The sequence below is a fragment of the Pedobacter sp. W3I1 genome, from assembly GCF_030816015.1.
In the GTDB taxonomy this organism is placed as follows: domain Bacteria; phylum Bacteroidota; class Bacteroidia; order Sphingobacteriales; family Sphingobacteriaceae; genus Pedobacter.
Genome location: NZ_JAUSXN010000001.1, coordinates 3,800,513 through 3,824,849 on the forward strand (window position 1 = coordinate 3,800,513; position 24,337 = coordinate 3,824,849).

General features: G+C 39.4%; 17 protein-coding genes. 6 read left to right on the forward strand and 11 right to left on the reverse strand.

Annotation, left to right across the window (positions count from 1 at the left end; genetic code table 11):
- Window positions 1-213: 213 nt before the first annotated feature.
- The 5 genes from QF042_RS15710 to QF042_RS15730 all read right to left on the reverse strand — a co-directional run bounded on the left by QF042_RS15710 (window position 214) and on the right by QF042_RS15730 (window position 8,386).
- Entirely contained in the window at window positions 214-1,647 is a 1,434-nt protein-coding gene (locus QF042_RS15710; protein WP_307530019.1) for a TolC family protein, read from the reverse strand.
- Entirely contained in the window at window positions 1,640-4,810 is a 3,171-nt protein-coding gene (locus QF042_RS15715) for an efflux RND transporter permease subunit (RefSeq protein ID WP_307530021.1), read from the reverse strand. The genes QF042_RS15710 and QF042_RS15715 overlap by 8 nt, the downstream gene beginning before the upstream one ends.
- Window positions 4,811-4,831: 21 nt before the next feature.
- A complete protein-coding gene (locus QF042_RS15720) occupies window positions 4,832-5,914 on the reverse strand; it encodes an efflux RND transporter periplasmic adaptor subunit (RefSeq protein WP_307530024.1) in 1,083 nt (360 codons plus the stop codon).
- A 754-nt stretch (window positions 5,915-6,668) separates the two neighbouring features.
- Complete coding sequence (locus tag QF042_RS15725; protein ID WP_307530026.1) at window positions 6,669-7,172, reverse strand: hypothetical protein; 504 nt, start codon at window positions 7,170-7,172, stop codon at window positions 6,669-6,671.
- Window positions 7,169-8,386: a hypothetical protein gene (locus QF042_RS15730; RefSeq protein WP_307530028.1), complete on the reverse strand. Its 1,218-nt coding sequence runs from the start codon at window positions 8,384-8,386 to the stop codon at window positions 7,169-7,171. Before QF042_RS15730 ends, QF042_RS15725 begins: the two co-directional genes overlap by 4 nt.
- Before the next feature lie 1,150 nt (window positions 8,387-9,536).
- Here QF042_RS15730 and QF042_RS15735 point away from each other — a divergent pair.
- The 4 genes from QF042_RS15735 to QF042_RS15750 are packed head-to-tail and all read left to right on the forward strand — an operon-like array spanning window position 9,537 to window position 15,152.
- A complete protein-coding gene (locus tag QF042_RS15735) occupies window positions 9,537-12,455 on the forward strand; it encodes a hypothetical protein (RefSeq protein WP_307530029.1) in 2,919 nt (972 codons plus the stop codon).
- A gap of 26 nt (window positions 12,456-12,481) precedes the next feature.
- Complete coding sequence (locus QF042_RS15740; RefSeq protein WP_307530031.1) at window positions 12,482-13,171, forward strand: hypothetical protein; 690 nt, start codon at window positions 12,482-12,484, stop codon at window positions 13,169-13,171.
- Window positions 13,172-13,206: 35 nt separating this feature from the next.
- The gene (locus QF042_RS15745) at window positions 13,207-14,151 is read left to right on the forward strand and encodes a gliding motility-associated C-terminal domain-containing protein (protein WP_307530033.1); all 945 of its coding nucleotides are present in this window, start codon (window positions 13,207-13,209) and stop codon (window positions 14,149-14,151) included.
- A 20-nt stretch (window positions 14,152-14,171) separates the two neighbouring features.
- Window positions 14,172-15,152 carry a type IX secretion system membrane protein PorP/SprF gene (locus tag QF042_RS15750; protein ID WP_307530035.1) on the forward strand — a complete coding sequence of 327 codons (981 nt, stop codon included), beginning with the start codon at window positions 14,172-14,174 and terminating at the stop codon, window positions 15,150-15,152.
- Between the two features lie 46 nt (window positions 15,153-15,198).
- Here QF042_RS15750 and QF042_RS15755 read toward each other — a convergent pair whose 3' ends face one another.
- Both QF042_RS15755 and QF042_RS15760 read right to left on the reverse strand, forming a co-directional pair.
- Window positions 15,199-17,079: a gamma-glutamyltransferase family protein gene (locus tag QF042_RS15755; RefSeq protein ID WP_307530037.1), complete on the reverse strand. Its 1,881-nt coding sequence runs from the start codon at window positions 17,077-17,079 to the stop codon at window positions 15,199-15,201.
- A gap of 183 nt (window positions 17,080-17,262) precedes the next feature.
- Window positions 17,263-17,586 carry a TfoX/Sxy family protein gene (locus tag QF042_RS15760; protein ID WP_307530039.1) on the reverse strand — a complete coding sequence of 108 codons (324 nt, stop codon included), beginning with the start codon at window positions 17,584-17,586 and terminating at the stop codon, window positions 17,263-17,265.
- Window positions 17,587-17,864: 278 nt separating this feature from the next.
- Here QF042_RS15760 and QF042_RS15765 point away from each other — a divergent pair, with 278 nt between their 5' ends.
- Window positions 17,865-18,152: a hypothetical protein gene (locus QF042_RS15765; RefSeq protein ID WP_307530041.1), complete on the forward strand. Its 288-nt coding sequence runs from the start codon at window positions 17,865-17,867 to the stop codon at window positions 18,150-18,152.
- Window position 18,153: 1 nt separating this feature from the next.
- Here the strand turns inward: QF042_RS15765 and QF042_RS15770 are convergent, their stop codons facing one another.
- The 4 genes from QF042_RS15770 to QF042_RS15785 all read right to left on the reverse strand — a co-directional run bounded on the left by QF042_RS15770 (window position 18,154) and on the right by QF042_RS15785 (window position 23,097).
- Window positions 18,154-18,501 (reverse strand): hypothetical protein, encoded by a 348-nt coding sequence (locus QF042_RS15770; protein ID WP_307530044.1) that lies wholly within the window; start codon window positions 18,499-18,501, stop codon window positions 18,154-18,156.
- Between the two features lie 211 nt (window positions 18,502-18,712).
- Window positions 18,713-20,131: a glycoside hydrolase family 28 protein gene (locus QF042_RS15775; protein WP_307530046.1), complete on the reverse strand. Its 1,419-nt coding sequence runs from the start codon at window positions 20,129-20,131 to the stop codon at window positions 18,713-18,715.
- 51 nt (window positions 20,132-20,182) lie between these two features.
- Window positions 20,183-21,811: a sodium/sugar symporter gene (locus QF042_RS15780; RefSeq protein ID WP_307530048.1), complete on the reverse strand. Its 1,629-nt coding sequence runs from the start codon at window positions 21,809-21,811 to the stop codon at window positions 20,183-20,185.
- A gap of 122 nt (window positions 21,812-21,933) precedes the next feature.
- Window positions 21,934-23,097 (reverse strand): LacI family DNA-binding transcriptional regulator, encoded by a 1,164-nt coding sequence (locus tag QF042_RS15785; protein ID WP_307530050.1) that lies wholly within the window; start codon window positions 23,095-23,097, stop codon window positions 21,934-21,936.
- A gap of 342 nt (window positions 23,098-23,439) precedes the next feature.
- On the opposite strand from QF042_RS15785, the gene QF042_RS15790 reads away from it, so the two are divergent.
- A complete protein-coding gene (locus tag QF042_RS15790; protein WP_307530052.1) occupies window positions 23,440-24,327 on the forward strand; it encodes an inositol oxygenase family protein in 888 nt (295 codons plus the stop codon).
- The last annotated feature ends 10 nt before the right edge of the window (window positions 24,328-24,337 follow it).

Sequence of the window (24,337 nt, forward strand, 5' to 3'; positions counted from 1 at the left end):
ATGGTTTTTATGATAAATAAATGAATAATCATCAAAAAGAGGTTGTATCATAAAAGCAATTTCGGCCCAGATGCTGTCATGTTGAGCTTGTCGAAACACCATAAAGAATATTTAAATAGGTCCTTCGACAGGCTCAGGATGACAAATCTATATTTATGATACAACCTCTTAGTAGATCTATAAGGATAATATGAATATGCAATTATACTTGACCTAGTTCCATCCCCCACCTAAAGCGTGATAGATATCTACCACAGCATTTAACTGCTGTTTTTTGGTTTCAATCAATTCTAATTTTGATTGTAAAGCATCACGTTGGGTCATTAATACCTCAAAATAGTCTGCTCTTGCAGATTTAAATAAATCGTTAGAAATATCAATTGATTGCGTTAAAGCAAGTACTTGTTTCGATTTCAAATCGTAGCTTTTTTGCAGATTACTAATCTTCGACATCTGATTGGCCACTTCTATATAACCGTTCAGAATGCTTTTTTCGTATTCGTATACCGCCTGCAATTGTTTTGCATTTGCGGTTAAATACTCCGCTTTAATGGCATTGCGATTAATGAGCGGACCGGCCAGATCTCCTGCTAAGGAGTAGATTAAAGATTCTGGTGTTCTCAATAAATACGACGGATTAAAAGCCTGATAGCCAATAGTTGCAGAAATACCTAGTGACGGATAAAACTGTGCCTTAGCCACTTTAACATCCAACTTAGCTGCAGCTAGTTCTAACTCAGCCTGTTTAATATCGGGTCGGTTGGCCAATAATTGCGAAGGTAAACCTGTCTGTACGGTTGGCGGCACCAAATCGGTAAAATTCGATTTATCCCTCATAATTGGCTGAGGAAAACGGCCCAACAGGAAATTGATCTTATTCTCGGTTTCGGTAATATTCTGCTGAATATCAAATTCCAGACTCTTAGAGCTTAAAACCTCAGCCTCAAATTTACGCACAGCAAGTTCGTTAACCCTACTGGCTTGTTTCTGAATTTTCATCAGTTCTAAGGCATTTTTCTGCAGCTCAATGTTCTTTTTTACGGTTTCTAACTGGTTATCGGCAGCTAGCAATTCGTAATATGAATTTGCAACCTCGGCAATTAAATTAGTTACCACAAAATTTTTGCCTTCTACTGTGGCTAAATAATGACTTATAGCGCCTTTTTTCGCGTTGCGCAATTTGTGCCAGATATCGGCTTCCCAATTGGCCTGTAAACCAAAACGATAATCGGGCAATACCTCAGGCACTTCTTTACCCGGTGTAATTTCTGTAGAAGCATCTCCAGCCCCCGAACTGGTGTAACGGCCAACTTTATCTAGTCCGGCACCAACGCCATAGGTTACACTTGGTAAAAGCTCCCCTTTTTTAGCCCTGATCTCGTTTTTCGCAATTTCAATATCCTGCAGGGTGATATTCAGCTCCTGATTATTTTTTAATGCGGTATCGATCAGGTTTACCAGATTTGGATCGGTAAAAAACTTCCGCCATTGTATACTGGCTGTACTTACGGTATCCTGTGCGCTACTAAAGGCCGCAGGAACATTTTTATTTTCGGTGCGTTGGGCCACTTCTGGCAATTTACATGCTGTATATGCAGCGCAAATCAACACTAAACCAAGACCTTTATAAATATTATTCTTAAACATTATCTTCTACTTCTTCAGTTAACGGATGTTCTTCTTCAATTTTAATCAGCTTGTGTCTGGCTGCTATTGTTCCAAATACATAATACAATCCTGGTATAATGACCACCCCGAAAATGGTACCGAAAAGCATACCTCCGGCAGCTGCCGAGCCAATGGTTCTGTTACCAATTTTACCAGGTCCACTAGCAATCATTAAAGGAATTAAACCTGCAATAAAGGCAAAAGAGGTCATTAAAATTGGGCGGAAACGCACACTTGCACCTTCCATTGCCGCTTTTAGTATTGTTGCACCCTGGGCATGCCGTTGTGCAGCAAATTCCACAATCAACACGGCGTTTTTACCCAGTAAACCAATGAGCATCACCATTGCAACCTGTGCATAAATGTTATTTTCCAATCCTAATAATTTCAAGAACAAAAAAGCCCCAAAAATACCAGCTGGTAAAGAAAGGATAACCGAAAGCGGCAAAATAAAGCTTTCGTATTGTGCTGCCAGCACCAGATAAACGAATCCCAGACAGATCAGGAAGATATAAATGGCTTCATTACCTCTTGATACCTCATCTTTAGAAATACCGGCCCAATCGATGCCGAATCCTCTTGGAAGTGATTTCTTGGCTACTTCAGTAATGGCTTTAATGGCTTCACCAGAACTATAACCTGGAGCCGATTGTCCGCTGATCTCCGAAGCATTATACATGTTGTGTCGGGTAATCTCAGATAAACCATACACTTTCCTCATTTTAATAAACGCAGAGAAAGGCACCATTTCATCGCGATCGTTTTTAACTGACAGTTTCAAAATATCTCCTGGTAAAGCCCTGTATTGCGGCAATGCCTGTACAATTACTTTATACTGGTGGTCGTATTTAATAAAACTGGTTTCATAATTACTCCCCACAAAAGTGGATAATGTATTCATCGCATTATCAATACTCACTCCTTTTTGTTGCGCAATATCATTATCAACATCTAACATGTATTGAGGAAAACTCGCACTGTAAAAAGTAAATACTGATGATAGCTCTTTACGTCTGTTCAGCTCTTTTACAAAATCGTTAGCAACGGTTTCCATTTTTTTGTAATCGCCGCTACCTGCTTTATCCAATAAACGAAGTTCGAAACCTCCTGCAGCACCATAACCTGGAACGGCTGGTGGCTGGAAAAATTCGATAGTTGCACCAGGAATAGATTTCGATTTCTCTTCAAGTTCTTCAATAATTTCTACTGCAGAGTGTTTACGTTCGCTCCAATCTTTCAGGTTGATTAAACAGGTACCCGAGTTGGATCCGGTACCTTCGGTAAGAATTTCGTACCCTGCCAAAGATGAAACCGACTTTACGCCATCAATATCTTCGCACATTTTCTGCAGTTTCTCTGCAATCTGGTCGGTACGCTCCAATGTAGACCCCGGAGGCGTTTGGATAATGGCATAAACCATGCCCTGATCTTCGTTCGGAATGAAACCTGATGGCACGCTGCCACTTAATCCCCAAATACCCAAACAAAAGACTAACAATATACCAAAGGTTAAGATCCTGCGGCTTACCACCTTGGTTAGCACCAGTTCATATTTACCCGAAAGTTTAGCAAAGCCATTGTTAAAACCGTCTAAAAAGCGATCAATAATGGTCTTCTTTTTCTTCGATCCATGGTTATTCTTCAACATAATGGCACACAATGCAGGCGTAAGTGTTAACGCTACAATACCTGAAAGAATAATTGCTGTTGCCATAGTGATCGAGAACTGACGATAGAAAATACCTACCGGCCCCGACATAAAAGCCACCGGGATAAATACCGATGCCATTAAAAAGGTAATGGCGATAATTGCGCCACCAATTTCTTTCATGGCCTCTTGTGTAGCTTTCAGTACCGAAAGTTTCCGATCGTGTTCCATCTTGGCATGCACGGCTTCAATTACCACAATGGCATCATCTACCACTACACCTATCGCCAGTACCAGGGCGAACAAGGTAATTAAGTTGAGCGTAATGCCGAAGAACTGCATAAATACAAAGGTTCCGATTAAGGATACCGGAACAGCGATAGCTGGAATGAGGGTTGAACGCCAGTCGCCGAGAAACAGGAATACCACTAAACCTACCAGGATAAAGGCTTCGACAAGGGTATGGATCACTTTTTCAATTGAGGCATCCAGAAATTTAGAAACATCGTAACTTACTTCATAATCCAACCCTTTAGGAAAAGAGCTCGATTTGATCTCGGCCATTTTCGCCTTCACATCTTTAATTACCTGACTGGCATTACTACCGTACGATTGTTTCAACACAATAGCTGCTGAAGCCTTTCCGTTTAATGTAGAGTATAAATTGTAAGCAGAAGCACTAAAATCTACATCGGCCACATCTTTTAAACGTAGTAATTCTCCTTTAGCAGTAGCCCTTAGCACCACATTTTCGTATCCTTCTTTCGTATTAAAGCGTCCGGAATATTTTAACACATACTCAAAAGCCTGAGAGCGTTTACCAGAACTCTCACCGGTTTTACCTGGAGAGGCTTCTAAACTTTGCTCATCAAGCGCTTTCATCACTTCATCTACAGAGATTTTATAAGCCTGCATCCGATCGGGCTTAAGCCAAATCCGCATGGCATAATCCCTATCGCCCAAAATATCGGCAAAACCTACTCCATCAACCCTTTTCAACTCAGAAAGCAAGTTGATATCGGCATAATTGTACAGAAAGTTCTGGTTCATTTTAGGGTCTTTACTGTACAAATTAATGTACATTAACATGTTAGACTCCTCGCGGGTGATTTTTACGCCCTCCCGAACCACTAATGGGGGAAGTTTATTGGTAACTGCCGCTACACGGTTCTGTACGTTAAGTGAGGCCTGATTGGGATCGGTACCCAGGTTAAATACCACCTGGATGGATGCTTCGCCATCATTACCGGCATCAGAGGCAATATATTTCATGCCCGGTACACCGTTAAGTGCGCGTTCGAGCGGAATAACTACCGATTTAATCAATAACTCGTTATTTGCCCCCGGGTACTCTGCCGTAATGTTAACTTTAGGTGGCGAAATGGAAGGGAATTGCGTAACGGGGAGGTAGCTGATGGCCAACACCCCAAGAAACACAATGATAAGTGATATTACTATAGAAAGGACAGGCCTTTGTATGAATTTACTAAACATAAAATAAGTATGGAGGGTAGGTTATTCAGTTTTCAATCTTAATTGTTTCATTACTTCCTGAGGTTGCTGGAATTTGAAGGCAATTTTATCATCATCTTTTACCTTCTGCACACCTTCAAGCAATATCTTATCATCAGCTGTGATGCCATCGCCTACGATATATAAATCAGGAAGATCGCCTGCAATGGTGATCGCTTTAGAATGTACTTTATTCTTTTTATCAATCACAAAAACATAGGTTTTATCCTGAATATCGTAAGTAGCCTTTTGTGGAATGACTAAGGCATTTTTTAAGGGCACCACCATCTGGATCTTGCCCGTTTCTCCGTTTCTTAATAGGTTATCTGAATTGTTAAACCTGGCCCTGAAAGCAATGTTTCCTGTTTCGTTATCAAATTCGCTTTCGATTACTTCAACCTTACCTTTCGATTTCAGCAACTCGTTATTTGCCAATAACAGGCTAACCTCTTGCTGACCCTTTGCTTTTGCAGCACTCTGGTAGTTCAGGTATTCTGGCTCAGATACATTGAAATAAGCAAAAACCTGACTATTATCTGAAAGACTGGTCAATAAAGCACCTTCATCAACCAAGCTACCCAATTTTAAAGGAATACGATCGATGGTGCCATCAAAAGGAGCCCTGATTTCGGTATTCGATAAATGGAATTTGGCCAATGAGGTTTCGGCATTTGCCGATTGTAGTTTAGCTTTAGCCATAGCCAGCTCATTCTTAGAAACGATATTTTTATCAGACAGTAATCTGGTGTTTTCCAGTTCAATTTCTGCCGATTTAGTTTCGGCCTGTGCTTTTAACAACTCCGATTGTGCTGCTTTAGGCATAATCTTAAATAACAGCTGGCCTGCTTTTACATGCTGACCTTCATCTACATAAATATTTTGAAGATAGCCTTTTTCCTGAGCCCTGACTTCAATATTCCGCACAGATTTAATCTGTGAAACATATTCCTTGGTAAACGAAGTATCCATTCTTAACGGCGTGGTTACCGCATAAGTAGCAACTTCTTCTTTTTCTTCTTTTTTCGCAGTACAACCCGTTACGTAAAGCAAAGTACATAGGCCTAAGCACATGACAACTCTTTTCATTTTTTTTTGTTGAATGGTTTTAATCTGATTTATTTTTTTTATAATTAGTTTCCCTTGGCAACCAATTTATGATAAAAAGTAGTCTACAACCGGTTTGCAGATACTTAATTGATTTCAATAAATTATGGTTACGCAATGATTTAATTCGGAAGCGAAATAAATACAGATTTATGAAGTTATAATGAAGTTAAACTTCAGATTCAGATAAGAAGAATTATGTTTTAGTGAGTAAGAGGTGATTTATCCCAGAAAATAGGACATTTAACCTTGCTTTTTGGACTGATTCTCAGTTAAAAGCTAAATTTAGATAAAGAAATGACGATTTTTAACATCAAGCGCTGTTTTATGCCATTTGTCTGCCATTTTCAGAACGATGGATAAATTGGATTTGTTGACGGTAAAGTAACATATAGTTAACTACTGGGGCTTGTATGGATCTGAATCTTGTAATCTTTTTGCTTTTTTCGGCCAGTCCATGTGCAGTCAGATGTTACCATCTGACTATCGGCTATTAAAAAAGGAATATATCTAGAATATATGTTTTTAGTGTCAGTTGGGAACAACTGACACCACAATTAAGATTCCCGCCTGCACGAGAATGACGATTATTCTATTGGAATCTATCAATTGTATCAGAGTCGATGGATTTTTTGGAACACGGCACCTGTAAACTCCTAGGCTATTTAATAATAGTCTATGCCTTGATATCTTAATGACCTTAATTTCTTAATGATCTGCAAGATGCTAACGAAAATCACTTATTAAAATAGCCCTTAATTACCGAGAAAACATAAATCAAAATTACCCAGCCTGCTATCATAAATTTAGGCCAGGCAATAAAATCAGTTCGCCAAAATTCAGCCAGATTTCCTGGGTGATGGAAACTGTGTAATAGCCTGATATTTTCCATTACATCGAGTGCGCCAATTAAGAATGCCAAAAATAAATTGAGTCGCAGCAATTCATTTAGCCAACTCGTTTTTTCTCTTTGCATTTGCGCATTGGATAACGTCATGATGAGCACTACGTACACTAAAATAAAAAGAAAATCGAGGTGTGTATTCTTTTGGGCCAGGTTTAAAAGTGTTTGGTCGCCATAAAGCGTATCACTCCAAAGCGAAATAATTTCCACTCCTGTATCTTTATTGGCAAGCTCCAGGTTAACAATTCCTTTTCCACTGAATTGCTGAAGGATATTTCCTTGAAAAGACATTACACCACAAACGATGATAAATACTAAAATTAATACCTTTTTCATTTCTGGCCTCCTTCCTGTTGTTTTAGAACTTCTACAACTGCGCTTCCATTTTTATTTGGGTTGTTAATACAGTGGATAAAGGCTGCTGCTGTTTTTTTGAAATGTTTGGGTAATGGATGCAATTCATCTGTCCAACCGTTTTTACCAACCGATCCTCTAGAATCGATGTGAAATACCCGATTCTCACCTAACATTTCACTAAAAATACGCCCAATATCAATCATCATTTCGTTAAAGAGGTAAATCATGGCATAAACAATTTTGCGCTGGTCTTCGGGATCGTAAATCCCCCTGAGCTGTAACGGTGTTTTTAGCCATCCTCCATGTCCGAGAAAGGTTCGTGCAAACAGTCGATACCATTTGAGTGGATTATATCCTGCTATCTTTTTATCGCTGGGAATGGCGTAATCGTAACCTTGGGTAATAATCTGTATCCCCGGAAATTTACCGTTTTCACCCTGGCCTTTACCTCCGGTAAGAATCCCATTGATAATAAAGTAATATTGGAGCTGAAAAAAGGCCAGCAAAGCATAAAAATCTTTGGATATGAACTGGGTACCCCGCTTAAAATCTTCAGGTTTATCGGGTGCATTAGCCGCGTTTTGATAGAGGTATTTCGCAAATGCACTATTTTCAAATTCATTAGAATCTCCCTTATGGGTAACCATGGCTGCTATTCTCCGGTTTCCAACCAGATCGTTTCCTCCCCCACTAATGATAAATACATCGGGTTGAAGTGTGGAAAGCTGTTCGACATATTTTTTGGCACTAAGCATATTCATCAGCCAATCGCCGCCAGAGGCCAGGCTATAAACAGCCATATTCTCTTCCATGGCAACCCAGTCGATTACATCGCTTAAAAGAATAGGATAATTGAACCACGAATCGCCCTCTACCACGACTACCCTATTTTTAAGACCATTGTGCTTAGCCGTATGCTTACGGAAATTATTTTTTACTTTTTTTATAAAACGCGTATTACGCTGGCTGTTTTTCAATGCATCTACCTTAGCCATAACAGGCGCTAATGCCGCTATTTTACGTACTTGCTCCAGATTAAGATCGTAGATGTGTTGAATAATTTCTGAGAGATCAAACTCATTAATCTCAGGCCGGAGTTCAATAAGTTCGCTAACCGTAATTCTGTTATTAAGCAGTTTATCGATAAGATCTTTCTTTATTGCAGGATCCATGGTTTCAAGATCGTTGTTCATATCATTTCTGTTTTATTAAAAATATGTTTAGCAATTAGATATACTCGTATAATAGTAAATCAATCAGAAAGTAATGCATTCTATTGGAAGTTAACAGGATAACTATTATCAAATATGTAAATATAACATAACGTCATAGAGATTCCAATATTGATTATTGGGTATACTTACAACTGTATCTCAAATAAATACCTTGGAAAGCGTATTTCTATTATGTCCCGCTTTAGGTTAATGGTTAAAACATAATTCTTAACATTTACGCAATAGTATACTTACATTAAAGGATTATCTTCGCTAACACAAAACCAGCCTTTCTTTGTTTTTATAGCAGATTAAAGCGGCACAACATGGAAAACGAAATACAATCTGACAGGGATATCCAATGTGAGTTCCTAAACATTTTTAAATTTATCTGGGCGGCTTGTGGAATACAACCCTTAAACGAAACGCCGAATACTCCTGAGCCAGAAAATTCCAACTAAAATAAACCTTCAATAAAGTTAGGGTGAAGATATTAGATTATTTTTCCAGATTGCCCAAGTGTTTCAGCTTAAATTTAAGCTCATCTGACCATGGAAGGCCAATGCAGAGGCATATACAGTTCTGATATGATTTTGCAGCGTAAACATAGGTGCTCTTATGGTCATTTTTGAATGAGGATCGATACGCTAATACCTTTTAAGTTACAGATAAGGTAATATTTTCATATCAATTGCTTATTTTTATAAAAAAAACATTTTTTCTCGTTCAAACGCTTTTCATTGTAGTTTTAAATCCGCAACAACACCATAATTAATTGATTAAAAACAAGTTGCACATTAACAAAACTCAAATAGCCAAAAAAAAAGAAAATCGATTTTTAATTAAAGACGTATCAGTAGAAATACAGGTGATTTAATTTGTGCAAAAACCACCTTTAAATAGCTTTAAAGTGCATTAAAAATTAATATTAAGGGTATTTTTTAGTGCATTTTTTTAATTACTTTCGACCAAAAGAGCCCTATAAACTGACACATTCGAACTACAGAATAAATTAAACCTAATCTATATAGGTAAGTGATTTATTGTGCTAAAATTTATTAAAACGCCTCCCGCCTTTAATGAAGTTTAGATCCATGTTAAGCCACATACGGGTTCCAACAGGTTATTTATGATTAAGGCTTCTCTGCTGTTTTTATTTAACGGGTTACTGGGATTAATATTGCTCTGTTCAGCAAATATTGCATTTGCACGCCATGAAATTAAAACTACAACAAACGCTAACTTTAACAATTTATCTTATCCTTTTTCTTTAAAACCGAATACACATACCGCAAAGCGCTTATACGCAATAAGTTACTCTAAACATTATATTGCCCCTGCCCCATGGCAATATTGGAGTAAAGCCAACGAAATTGTTATTACATCAGATATTGGAACCGTTACCGGAACGATAAAGAAAAGTGATGGTACACTATTATTTAATTTTACCTGCGTGCAAGGTACGCCTTACGTACAACGCTTTACTGGATTACCTAAGGACGTACCTGCGCATCCTCTAAATACAGTACTAACTGGAGCCGGATTAATTATAGAAGCCACCGGATCTATTTCAGTGAATTTAAGAAATGTTGCTTCTGATGATCTAGGAACTGATGGTACTGATGCAAATATTAAGGGTAATGCTTCTCTTTTTAGCTTTGGTGATGCTGCAATTGGAACATCTTTTCGTGTAGGTTACTATCGGGATGGTAATCTTGCAAGTAATGCACATCCACCGATCTATAGCATTATGGCCACCGAGAACAACACCATTATTAAAATTGCGGGGGTGGCTACGGCTACATTAAATGCCGGACAGAGTTATCTTTTCAATGCACCGATGGGAACACTAGTAGAATCGTCAGGATCGGCTGTAATGAATACCGCAGCAGACCTGGATGCTCCAGGAGGCTGTGGAGACGGTGCTTATAATCCGATTCCACCAATAGCGTCATTAGGCCAAGAGTATGTGGTGGTTAGAGGTGAAGGTAATAAGATTGCAGAGCAAACAACGGTAATTGCAACTGAAGCAAACACTGTGGTTACCGTTACCAGCTTTGACCTGAACGGTGCCCAAAAAACCACAACTACCTTTACACTGGCTCAAGCCGGCGATTTTAAAACTTTCGAACATGGTTTTGTTTCCGGAACTTATAGCGCGGCAAATCCACCTGGCATTAATACCGGAAGGTATTCTTCATCAAGAATTGAAGCGAGTAAAAATGTAGAGGTGTTTTCAGGTACAGCTGGTATTTCAGGCGGGGGCGGTTGCGAGGCTGATGTTGCGACTTTAGTACCCATATCCAGTTGTTCGGGATCCAGAAAAGTGGAAACCAGCAAATTCACAGCTTATAACAATACTGATTTATCTTATTTTGGTTATATCATTACAAAAAGTAGTGCTAAAATTTTATTAACAACTCAATTTGGCTCCCCCCCTTATACAAATAATGATATTGAAGCAATAGCAGGTATTGGTATCCGCAAACCAATGGGAACCTCTGGACTATATTTAATCAGTTTTACAAAAGCCGACATTGGTTCACCCAAAGCCATCACCATTACCAGTACCGATCGGCTTACGGTTTCAATGGTGCAACAAGGTGGTGGATTCTCGATGTCGAACTTTATTTCACGTTTCCCTGAAAAGGGAGATCAGCCACTCGTATCGCAAAACAATTGTGCTTCGGCAACGCTTACTGCAAACCCAAATGCTTCCAACTACCAGTGGTACCTTAACGGAAATCCAATCAGCGGTGCAAACACCAATACTTATGTAGCTAGTGCTTCTGGTAATTATTCGGTTAGTTATAGTTTAGATTGCGGTCTAAGTGCTCCTTCTTTACCCATAAACGTCTCGCTTTGTAATATCGACCGTTCTATCACTAAAACGGTTGATGTAGCTTACCCCGAGTTAAACAGCAATGTGGTATTTACCCTTAAAGCCGAAAATTTAGGCAATGGCAATGCTGTTGGGGTATCGGTTACCGATCTGCTTCCTGCTGGCTTTACGTACGTATCGAGCGTAGCGCCGTCAGGTACAAGTTACGATCCTATTTCAGGTATATGGACTATTGGCGATTTAGCCAGTAATGCCAGTATTAGCTTAAAAATTACCGCAAAAGTGGTAAAAACAGGAGTAAACATAAACACCGCTACCATTACTGGTTCGCAGCCCGATCAGGTAAGCAATAACGATCAGAGTTCGGCTACAACCACTACTGGCTCTGGCGATAGAGATGTGTGCGTAGGCACCGCCATGAACAGCATTATTTTCAATATTCCACCAGGTACAACTAATGTTACGGTTACAGGATTACCTGATGGAATAATTGGCGTATATGATAGTGGAACAAAGAAGTTAACGATTAGCGGTACACCAACTACACCAGGGCCAGCAAAAATATATACTGTAACGGGAACTGCAGGTAACGCATTAACCATAACAGGTACGATAACCGTAAACGGAAATGTAAGCAAGCCTGTTTTTAATAGCGGATTAACCGATAAACGCTGTACTGGTACCGGAACTGATACCTACGTTGCAGCAGCAACAAATGCCACGAGCATAGTCTATTCCATATTACCCTTAGCGGCAGGTATTATTGATGCAACCAGTGGTAAAGTAACCTGGAATAATACATTTACAGGCACCGCAACCATAACAGCTACCGCAAAGGGTTGTGATGAGAAAAAAACAGATTTCCCTGTAACGGTAAGCGCCCTCCCCGATTTAACCCTGGGGGATGATCCAGAAATATGCCAGGGTTTTACCACTTCATCTCTCACTTACACCAACGCTTTAAACAACCCGGCAACCTATAGCATTATCTTGAATACACCAGGTTTTAACCCGATTACCAACCAACTTTTGCCTGCAGGAAACATTCCTTTTAATGTACCTGTCGATGCTGCATTGGGTATACATTCAGGCGTATTAACCATTAAAAATGCAGCTGGCTGTACTACTCAAATTAATTTTAACATTAAAATAAATCCAAAACCATCAGCACCGCATGTGCTGATACCAACTACATCTCAATATTAAACAAACAAACTAAAAAATCCGTCCCCATGAACAATTCAATTACAAAAGCAATTTTAACAATTACAGTTCTATTAATCTGTACATTTTCAAACGTATCGGCCCAGGTACTCCCAACCACAAGTGGAGTAAGTTTATTCTGTAAAGGATCAGATCTTACCTTACCTCCGGCGCCATCCGGAGAAGATTGGATTGTTAAGTATAGTGCAACGCAAACCGCTACGCCAAGTACAGGCATTACCCTGGTTTCGGGAAAAATCCCGGCTGCCGATTTAAACACTGGCTATTATTATTTAAGTTCTAAATCAACAACACCAGGATCCTGCGAATCTGAATTACAGGAAATTCCGGTATATGTGCTTAAACCTTTGGTGGTTGAGTTTACACCGGCTAACTTCTGTCTTGAAAGTCCTTTGGCCCAGGTTGGCTCAGTTACCAATCCCGAAGATCCAACGATTACATCATTGGCATATCAATGGTATACTGTAACTGGAGCAGTAGAAACGGCAATATCGGGAGCTACAACAAAAGATTATACGCCATCGGCACCAGCTACTGTTGGAACAAAAACGCATAGGTTAAAAGTAGGTTATGTAATTAATGGCAATAAATATTGTCCGCAGTGGGCAGATCATGATGTTACGGTAACGGCTAAACCTGTTAAACCAACCATTACTCCAGGAACCATCACCGGTACGGCAACAGCAGTTACTTTCTAGGCTAAAGTTTCGTTTTTCTGAAGATTGTTGTATAAATGAGGCTAAGGATATACTCCTTCCTGCCATTGGCTTTGGTGTTGTTTTTTATTCAAACAGCAATAGGTCATATTGTGCCCGTCGGACGGCAAACCATTACGATCAGAGAAGGATCGTCGGTGGTTTTGCGTGCAAATTCGATCGGGGCAGCATCGTATATATGGTATAAGGATGATGCGTTGGTAATGGGGCAAAATAAGTCAACACTTATCACTGCAACGGCCGGCATTTATAAAGTGGCTACTGCAAATGAATTTGGTTGTATATCCGATATCTCAGATGAAATAGAGGTTATTGTACTGCCACAGCTTATTGCAGATGTAGCCATAACCAAGCGTTCAGAATCAAAGATTGTGGTCGGCGATCAGGTTTTTGAGTATTATCTAAACGTTAGAAATAATGGCACAGATGATGCCACTCAACTTGTGATTAAAGATGCACTTCCAGATAACCTGTCTTTAGAAAGCCTGACTGAACCAACAGATGGAGTAGCTACCTATGATCAGATAAACCGAACCATTAACTGGAACATTCCTTTACTGGCCAATAGTAAATTTGCAGAATTGGTTATCAAAGTAAAATCTAAACAACCTGGCATGGTGAGCAATACTGCAACTGTATCAGCCACAGAGTTTGATCCCAATCTGGCCAACAATACATCAACAGATAAAAAAGAGATTTCAGGTTTAAGGATACCAAATGTGTTCACGCCCAATGGGGACGGCAAGAACGACACTTTTTATATTGAACACCTGGAATCTTTTGAATCGAACGAGGTAACGATCATAAATCGCTGGGGAAGTACGGTTTATCAATCCGATCACTATCAGAACGACTGGACGGCCCCGGGACTGGCTGATGGAACCTACTTTTATGTAGTTAAAGTTAAAAACGGAACTTCGGCCGGGCAAGATTATAAAGGTTATGTAACCGTAATCCGCTAAATAAAACAAAATACACAGACATGAAAATTTTGAAAAGAATATTTTTTGTTTTGATCATCATTATATCATCAGTTAAGGTTTTTGCGCAACAAGATGCTCAGTTTGGGCAATATGTTTTTAATGGTATGTACATTAATCCTGCATATGCGGGTTATAAGGAAGAGCTTTACCTTCAGGCTTTTGCCAGAGCACAATGGACTGGTATTCGGGGCGCACCACAAACGCTTTCTATATCTGCAGATGAAGCTGTAAATGATGAAAGTCTTGGCATTGGGATGATTGTAACCAAGGATAAAATAGGCGCACAAAACACTTTAAATGCATCTGCAAACTTTGCTTACAGAATAAAACTCGATCGTACAGAAACCAATATCCTAGCTTTCGGTTTAGGGGTAGGTGTAATACAAGCCTCCTTAAACGGCAGTATGTTAGATCCCATTGAACAGGGCGATAACCGGATCCCAACGGGATCAATAAGCCAGATCGTGCCTGATATAAGAGCTGGTATTCATTATTCAAATGAGAAGTTTTTTATAGGTTTTTCGGCAAATAACCTCTTATCAAAAACTTTATCGGTATTTGGCGATTACAATTCACTTAACGTAAAGATTCAGCCGCATTTTTACTTAAGCGCAGGAGTAGCCTTACCCGTAAATGATGATTTTGTTTTTAAACCAACCTTTTTAATTAAAGATGATTTACATGGACCAACTTCATTAGATTTAAATGCCTTTTTACTCGTAAAAGAACGTTTCTGGCTTGGCGCTGTTTATCGCACTTCGGTAAAAATCTACCCTAAAGAGAACCTGCAACGTGGATTAACCAGCAGAGCTGCAGTTGGTTTCATCAGCGAATTATTTATAAGATCTAATCTGCGCATTGGTTATGGCTATGATTACAGCCTCAATAAACTGAGCAATTATGACTATGGCTCGCATGAAATTTCAGTCGGCTATTACATAGAAACCAAAAAGAGCCGAAGACCAAAGTGTTATTTTTAGATATTAATAACAAGATGCGGCACAGGTCGTTTATCAGATCAATACCTTACCATGCAATACCATAATCTTCACCATGGTTACTCGATCCGCCTTGCAAACTATTGTGCTTCCAATCAAAATAAATGGCATTGATAGGCCCACTGGTCCGTTCTGAAAAACTGAGTGTATAACCCATTTTTTTCAGTTCAGTACGCACCTCCTCTTTGGTATTGGTATTTAACAAGATCTGACCTGGCTTTGGTGCCCTGTCGCTCGTCTTAGCACCTCCGAGAGAAAGCCAAAGTTGGTTAGTGTTAAAGTTAGCTGCTTCGGTAGCTTTTTGAACATTCATACCAAACTCTGCCATGTTTAAAAAGAACTGCAGCAAGTTCTGATCCTGGGTATCTCCGCCCTGAACTGCAGCCGATACAAAAGGTTTACCATCTTTGATAAACATTGAGGGCGACAAGGTTACTCTTGGTCGTTTACCAGGTGCAACAACATTGAAGGGGTTTAAGGCAGAATCGAGCACAAAGCTTTGCATGCGCTGACTCATTCCAATACCGGTATTACCAGCAATACAGGCCGGAAGCCAGCCTCCGCTTGGGGTAACTGATACCACCCAACCTGCTTTGTCTGCAGCTTCTATGGACGTTGTTCCGCGCCATAAACGGTCTTCATAAACTTCTTTTGGCGTATGGTTACCCAAGTCGTGTTTCGGCGCAAAGTTCCTTTTGGCTGTATCGGGATTAAGGCCTCTGCTTTTTAACAGATTTAAATAAGGATTTTTCTTACCCTCATATGGGTAAGGATCGCCAGGGCCTATGTTTGCATCATTTTTATCAGCCTGGATAAGTGAGGCCCGTTGTTTTGCATAATCTTTACTTAAAAGGCCGGTCATCGGTTCAGCAGGGTTCTGGTTTGGATCACCATAATAAAAATCACGGTCAGCAAAAGACAGGTTCATTGCCTGGTAAACCGTATGAATATATTTTGAGCTATTGTAGCCCATTGCTTTGAGATCAAAATTCTCTAATATATTCAAAGCTTGCAGTAAAACCGGTCCCTGTGTCCACTGTTTTAATTTATACACTTTAATGCCTTTATAATCGGTGCTTAGTGCTTCTTCTTCAACTGGTTTCCATTTAGCAAGGTCATCCATGGTAATTAAACCTCCTTGTTCTTTACTTCCGCGAACAAATTCTTGCCCGATATCTCCTTTATAAAAACGATCATAAGCGGCCATTAAGGCCTCTTGTCTGGAACTGCCTTTCTTCAGTGCCGCTTGTTCTGCTTCAACCATTTTGGTTAGGGTGGCCAACAAATCTTTTTGAATAAAAACCTCGCCTGCTTCCGGTGCTTCACGTTTTTCGCCCAAATGTGGCAACAGCACTTTTTTACTGTAAGGCCAGGTTTTAATCAATTCTTTATCGCGCTCCATACTGTTCGCCGCCTGTGCTTCTATGGCATAACCTGCAGCCATATGCATGGCAGGTGCCAGAACCTGCCCCAGGCTCATGCTGCCGTATTTACTTAGCATGTAGATCAGTCCGCCGGGTGTACCTGGTGTAGTTGCGGCCAAAGGGCCATATTCTGGTGGAAAGTTATAACCTTTAGCTTTAAAAAAAGCTACGGTTGCTCCTGTTGGGGCAACACCCATCGCATTAATGGCAATCACCTTTTTTGTATTCGGGTTATAGATCAGCGCCTGCGTTTCGCCTCCCCAGCTCAGGGTATCCCACATGGTGCAGGTGGCAGCCAACATGGCACATGCCGCATCAACCGCATTTCCACCCTGCTGAAAGATCATCGACCCAGCTGTTGCTGCCATCGGCTTTCCGGTAATGGCCATCCAACTGTTGCCATAGAGCATCGGCTTTTGCGTTTGCTGCGCAAATAAAGGCCGAAGTAAAAGTGATAATATTAGAAACAAGGCTAATTTTTTCATAGCTCCAATATAGCTAAAATATGTACCATAGCCATGTTACACTAACACAGCATCCCTTAATTCAGGGTAATAAAACAAGCTTGTTACAAAATTAAGCACCACCAGAACAGCTAACCATAGCATATAAATATTTCTTAGCAAAATTTGGTCATTCATCTATCAAGAATAAGCTAAACCCTGTCCTTATTTCTTTTTCTTGGGTTTGGGTTCAGGCAGTTCGGCTACAGTTATGCTTACGAGTTTTTTTAGCCACTCGCGATCTTCCAATTGTTCTTCAATTAGAAACTGATTTTTTGCGCCTGGATAAGGAGATGCCTCCACAACATCTTTTATGTACGCTCTTCCAGATAAAGTAGGCTTAATAAAAAGTTTATTATCGCACACAAGGGCAAACAACTTATCCTCAAAATACAAGCCGTATTCACCAAACATCTTTTTATAGGTAACCTGCCCTGAATAATCAATCTGATCGATGATAAAGTCTACGAATTTCTGGTCTGATGCCATTTATAAATTGATTTAATATGAACTTTAGAATATGAATAAGGTTAAATGAATAATTGAAAAGAAGGTCTTTGGCTATTTTAAGATTAAATTTCGCCCGCATCAAGCTAAGATAAGTACAATCATCCAATTATATTAAGTATACAGCCACCCTTAATAATAGGGTTATTATCTTTCTTTTAATTCTGGTTTGCAATAATGGGCATAATCACTAAATTTGCCGCCCAACGAACAATGAATGGTTAAAGCACATGTTGTTCTAAAAGGTAAAAAAGAATAAAATGGAAGAAAACGATTTTGTTTCTATTTGGCTGGAAGAAACCGGGAATCCTGCAATTGAGAGACTAGCGCAGTTAAACCTCGAAGTTGCCAATAAAACTACAGCAGTACTTGCAGAAAAGGGTTCGACAGAAAACGATCTTGCTTCTATATTGGATATTAATCCTGATGAAATCAAAAGATGGTTAACAGGCAGGCATGTTTTCAGTATTAAAACCATTAACGAAATCGTTGTTGCATTGACTGAAATTGCGGCCAAGAACACCAGACAGCAAGCTGAATTTCAATAAATTAAGTAATTACATTTGTCGTCTTCATTTGAGGCAGGTTTAAACCAATACCATCTTCTTTGAGTTTAATATATGATGACACAATGCTCAGCATTATTTCGTGATAACGATTTGTAGTTCCATTATCGGTGCTTACCGAAACAATGTTTGCGTTTTCATCCCTGACCTGGGTATAAACAATATTAAAAGCGGTTGTTAAGAGCCATTCAGGAAGTTTTTCAGCACTCAACGTTATCTTACAGCTTACCAAATAAACGCCTGGCTTTTCCTCTTCCATTTTATAAACCAAGGGTAATTCTATAATACCAAAATCGGGTAGATCAACCAATACGTTTATCGTTTTTAACATATATTTCTTTCCTCTCACCACTGCTATTATGATCTGGGTTATTGCCCTTTATATCAGTTATGGTATAGCGAAGTTGTTAAAAAAAGCAGGCCTTTAACTGGATTCAGGTGTATTTATTTGCGTAAACGTTTAAGTAGGAAAGTCAATTAACAACACGTTAGCGCGTAGCAAGGCCTGGCTCATGAACGTACAGCCTGACCGTTTAAATTCTTTACTTCTCTATTGTAGTTTCGCTAAAGTTAACCGATTTAAGGTTACCAACATTCTTTTGCTCCAGTGCTTTTCCTGCATACCCAGGTTTATTTGCACCCCACACCACATTGCTGTTAAGCAGGCTGATGTATCCCGTATTTTCAAAATAGAACCCTGCAATTGCACTTTTAACAAGCCCTTCTACATTGCTTGGTCTACGGTCGTATACGCCACCTTCTTCTTTTGTTGTTTTATCGAGATAAACACTAACCTGATCAAAATAGATCTCTGAAATTTTATCGGGACTCTCGCCGCTGATGTACACGCCACTTTCTCCGGTACATCGGATATTACTGAAATAAATATTTTTAACTGCCCCAACCTTGCCCTTGGTTTGTCCTTTCGGTAAACGCCAGCCTGCGTCTTTATTGTTGCTGGTTGCTCTTGGGTAAGCAGTAATATAAATCGGCTCTGCCTTGCCCCACCATACATCTGAAAAAAGTTTCGATTCAATAAACAGGTTGGAGAAAATTACATTGTTTACCGTACCCTCATCACGGTTTTGAATACCAATGCCTCGGTTGCTTTTCCTGATATTACAATTATTGATGAGTACATTACTAATCCGGTCCATATTTTCAGAGCCTATTTTGATGGCGCAAGAGCTGGAAGTCATGGTACAGTTACTGATCACAATGTTTTCGCAGGCACCATATTCTTCAAACTCCCGCCTGTTTTTTAAGCAAATACAGTCATCACCCGATTCGATAAAACAATTGGTAATTCTCACATTTTTACTATGGTCCAGATCAATGCCATCACTATTACGGATCTTTATACTGTTCAGTAAGGTTATATTCGATATCGATACATCATTACAGCCCACTAAATGAACCGTCCAGTAAGCTGAGTTCTGAAAAGTTACCCCATCTATATTCAGTTTATTACAACCAATCAAAGTAAGCAAATGCGGTCGCGGATCTACAATATTAAAAGGTTTTAATACATATGAATCGCTAAGCTCCTCCCCCATAAATGAAATCCCATTCCCATCAATCACACCTGTTCCGCTAATGCTTACCTGTTCAAGCTTTTCTCCGCCAATCCAGATGGTACCTTCGCCTTTATTTTCTCTAAAGGCACTTTGAGTATACAGTTTTTCATCAGGACTGGCCAGGAGTTTAGCGCCACCTTCCACCCTTAAATTAACGAACGATTTTAAGTTAAAAGGACCGGCTAAAAATATGTGTCCGGCGGGTATAATGACCTGTCCGCCACCAGCCTTTGAGCAGGCATCAATTGCTTTTTGGATCGGAATGGCATCATTGGTTTTGCCATCGCCAACCGCACCATAGTTTTTAATATTATATAACTTATTTTGAGCCAGCGCGCCGAAAGAAATCAGCAGTGCAAAAAAGAGTAAGATTTTGGTCTTCATTTTCAATTCGTTAGGAATAAATACATCAGGTCATTTTAGGCAAAGATTCGTTTACCAAAAAACGATATAAAGTGCTGCAAGAATACCACAGATAATAACCGAGGCAATGGTAAATGCCGGAGTAACCTTAAACATGCTGCTGTCAATTTCAAGTCCCTGCGGGTTATCTTTACTTTTCGGATCGGTTAACGTTACCAGAACCATTAAACCAATTATAATCAGAAATACCCACGACATTCTGTTTAAGAAAGGAATCGGTTCGATAGCTCCGCTGGTTATAGCAGGCAGGAATTTAAAAAAAGTAGATAACGGAATGGTTAATAAAGAAGCGGTAAGTGCTGCACGCGAAGTGGTTTTCTTCCAGAAAAAGCCCAGTAAAAAGATAGCAAAAACACCCGGCGAAATAAAGCCAACATATTCCTGAATAAACTGATAAACCTGATCGAAACTCCGCAATGCAGGAGCAATAACGATAGCAATTAAAGATGCAATAACTACAGACCAGCGACCAACCGAAACCAGTCTTGTTTCTGAAGCTTCGGGTTTGATAAACTTTTTGTAAATATCAAGCGTAAAAATGGTGGCTATGCTATTACATTTCCCGGCGAGGGAGGCTACAATAGCAGCAGTGAGCGCAGCAAAAGCCAGTCCTTTTATTCCTGCGGGCAATAAATTCATTAGTACCGGATAAGCATGATCGGGTTTAACTGTTCCGGCTGCATCGAGCATTTCGGAATGGAAATAACCGCGTTGATAAAGTACATAGGCCGCAATACCCGGAATAACAACAATTACCGGAATGAGTAATTTCAAAAACGCGGCAAATATTAATCCGTTACGCCCGGTTTTTAAATCGGCCCCCAAAGCCCTTTGAACAATATACTGATTACAGCCCCAATAATTTAAATTATTGATCCACAAACCACCTACCAGTACTGCAATACCGGGCAGTTCATGATAAAATTTATCTCCTTTCGAAAATATCATATGAAAATGATCAGATGCTTCGCTGCGCAGTAAAGGAAGCGAGGCCAAAACACTGGGTGCATCTAATTTTTCGGACACAAGTTTAAGTGCCATATAACAGGTAATCAGGCCCCCTGCCACTAAAACAAAAACCTGTATTACATCGGTATAACCTATTACCTTCATTCCGCCCAGGGTGATAATGGCAGAAAAAATGGCCAGAAAAATGATACATATATTAAAAGGAATGCCCGTAATCGTTTCAATAGCAATGGCACCAAGAAAGAAAATAGAAGTTAAGTTTACAAATACATAAACAAGTAACCAAAAAACAGCCATTAGTGTACTTACCGTATTATTATAACGGTTAGATAGAAACTGTGGCATGGTGTAAATTTTGTTCTTAATGTAAATGGGCAGAAAGAATATGGCCACAATAATTAGCGTTGCGGCAGCCATCCATTCGTAACTGGCAATGGCAAGACCCATGGCAAAACCCGAACCCGACATACCAATAAAATGTTCGGCAGAAATATTAGAAGCAATGATAGATGCACCAATTGCCCACCAGGTGAGCGAGCCTTCTGCCAGAAAATAATCCTTGGTATCGGTACGTTTCTTTTTCTTGCTCCGATAAACCCAATAGCCATATGCCGAAACAATAATAAAATACATCAAAAAAACGGCATAATCGAATGCTGACAGATGGTTCATAGAGATTTTTAATATTTGGTTTTTTTAAAAGTCAGAAAAAATCCCAATGTTGAAGGTTTAATTCGATTATTTAATTACGTAAACGTTTTCGGGTTGCAACAGCATTCCAAAATTTGCATCCGCTAGCAACTTGTTGATTCTCGCTTAATCAATACTGATTTCAGTACAATATTCTGCTCATCATCAAGTTGTTTGTTGTTAAGGATTTTGAAGAGGCATTTCGCTGCTTCACGCCCAATTTCGAAGGCCGGCTGTGAGATTGTAGTAAGTGAAGGGTTCAAAAGTTTTGCTGTACTCAGGTTAGAAAAACTGAGTATTTTAACATCATCCGGAATTTTTAAATTCAATTCCTTGCAGGCACAATAAGCAGGAATAATAAATTCTTCGATAGAAGAAAAAAGTGCATCCGGTTTATACTTTCCAAGCAATGCCTTTATGTTTTGCAAGTTGAGTTCTTCATCATCCTGATATTTTACACCAAGCTGCTCCTTAGCAGCTATCCCATGCGCTTTCAGTGCATCGAGATAACCCGCAAACCTGGCTTTACCTGCCGGAAGATTTTCGAGTCCGTATAAATAAGCAATTTTGGTACAGCCACATTCAATTAAATGTTCGGTTGCCTGAAAAGCAATTTCATAATCATCAGTAGTTACCTTAACCGCATCCAGGTTTTCATACACACGATCGAAAAACACCAATGGGATTTTCTTAACCAGATTGGCATAATATTCACTATTATATTCGCTGCTCGATACAGAAGTAAGAATACCATCTACCCGCCCGTTTAATAAACTGTTGGTAAAAGCTACTTCTGTTTCTATATTTTCGTGTGTTTGATAAATGAGCACATGGTAACCATACTGCCGGGCAATTTCTTCAATTCCCTTTATAGATAATGAGAAAAAATTATTGGCTACACAGGGTATAACTACGGCAATAGTTTTGGTTTTGTGGCTCCGGAGGTTACTGGCAGCCGGATTTGGTGTATAATTCAGTTCCTTAGCTAAGGCCCATACCCTGTTCTTTGTTTTTAAACTGATTTCATAGCTGTCGTTGAGCGCCTTAGAAACGGTTGCTATTGAAATATTCAACTCTTGAGCCAACCGCTTAATATTAACTGCTTCCGCCATGTCTTTAAAAATTTGTTTGTTAGTTTTTTTGAGGTTTACCTGGCTTACCGCCGGGAATTGCGACAGGCCAGACTTTTCCTCTTCTTCACCAGCATCTATATCAAAAACAGCAGCTTTTTGGCTATATGGATAAGGCCAGGTGAAGTTGATGTTCAAAACATTTATTTGGTTAAGCAACCTGATATCTTTTTTTCGACTATAAAAAAGTATCCGGACGCAAACGAAAATATGAAATAATCGTAATATCGACGTTTATTTTTTTTCTTTTGCTAATTTCTCTAACAAACACTCAGGCAGAAGGGCATCTATTAGATCAAAAACCAGTTGAAACCATTTAAATTTAAACATTTTAATCCATATTTCGCAATCCGAAACAAGGGTTTACGTAATCGTTTAAGTAAATAAAATTGGCGAAACATAAAAGTTTAAGTTTTCAAAAACTCAACTTTAACCTATAAAACCAAAGAAAATTTTTCAACCAAGTCAATTTCTAGCCTTATGAGAAACCAAAGCGCAGCTTCGAAGGACGATCAAAATCCGTTGCAAAATCTTGATCAATGGGAAGAGGATATCTTAATCCGCTATCCTGATCCCAAAAACATCAATGCTGAAAAAAAAGAAGAGCAGTTCAGAAATTACGATGAAACCGAAAAGGACAGCGTAAAAGAATTTTACCGATTAAACCATACTTACCAAACATACGATTTCGTAAAACAGAAAAAAGCAGATTATTTAAAGTTCGACAAACAAGAGATGCCGATCTGGAGTGCGTTTGATTTTTTGAATAAGCTCGTGGATGATTCTGATCCTGATACCGATTTAGACCAAATGCAGCATTTATTGCAAACATCAGAAGCCATCCGTAACGATGGTCACCCCGATTGGATGGTGTTGGTAGGTTTAATTCACGATATGGGTAAGGTACTTTGTTTATTCGGAGAGCCACAGTGGGCCGTAGTGGGCGATACCTTCCCTGTGGGTTGTGCTTATTCAGATAAAATTGTTTATCCGGAATTTTTCAGCCAAAACCCCGATTTTAATAACGAAATCTATCAAACTAAACTAGGCGTTTACACCCAAAATTGCGGTTTGGATCATGTAGACATGTCGTGGGGACATGATGAATATGTGTACCACATGATGAAACCCTATATTCCGGAGCCGGGCTTATACATGCTCCGCTACCATTCTTTTTATTCGCAGCACAGGGAAAATGCATACGACCACCTGATGAGTGAAAAGGACCATGAAATGTTTAAATGGGTAAACCTGTTTAATCCTTATGACTTGTATTCTAAAAACCCCAATCAGAAAAGCTGGGCCGAACTAGAGCCTTATTACAAAGCGCTTGTGGCCAAATATTTACCAGCTACCATTAAATTTTAACATTCTATCT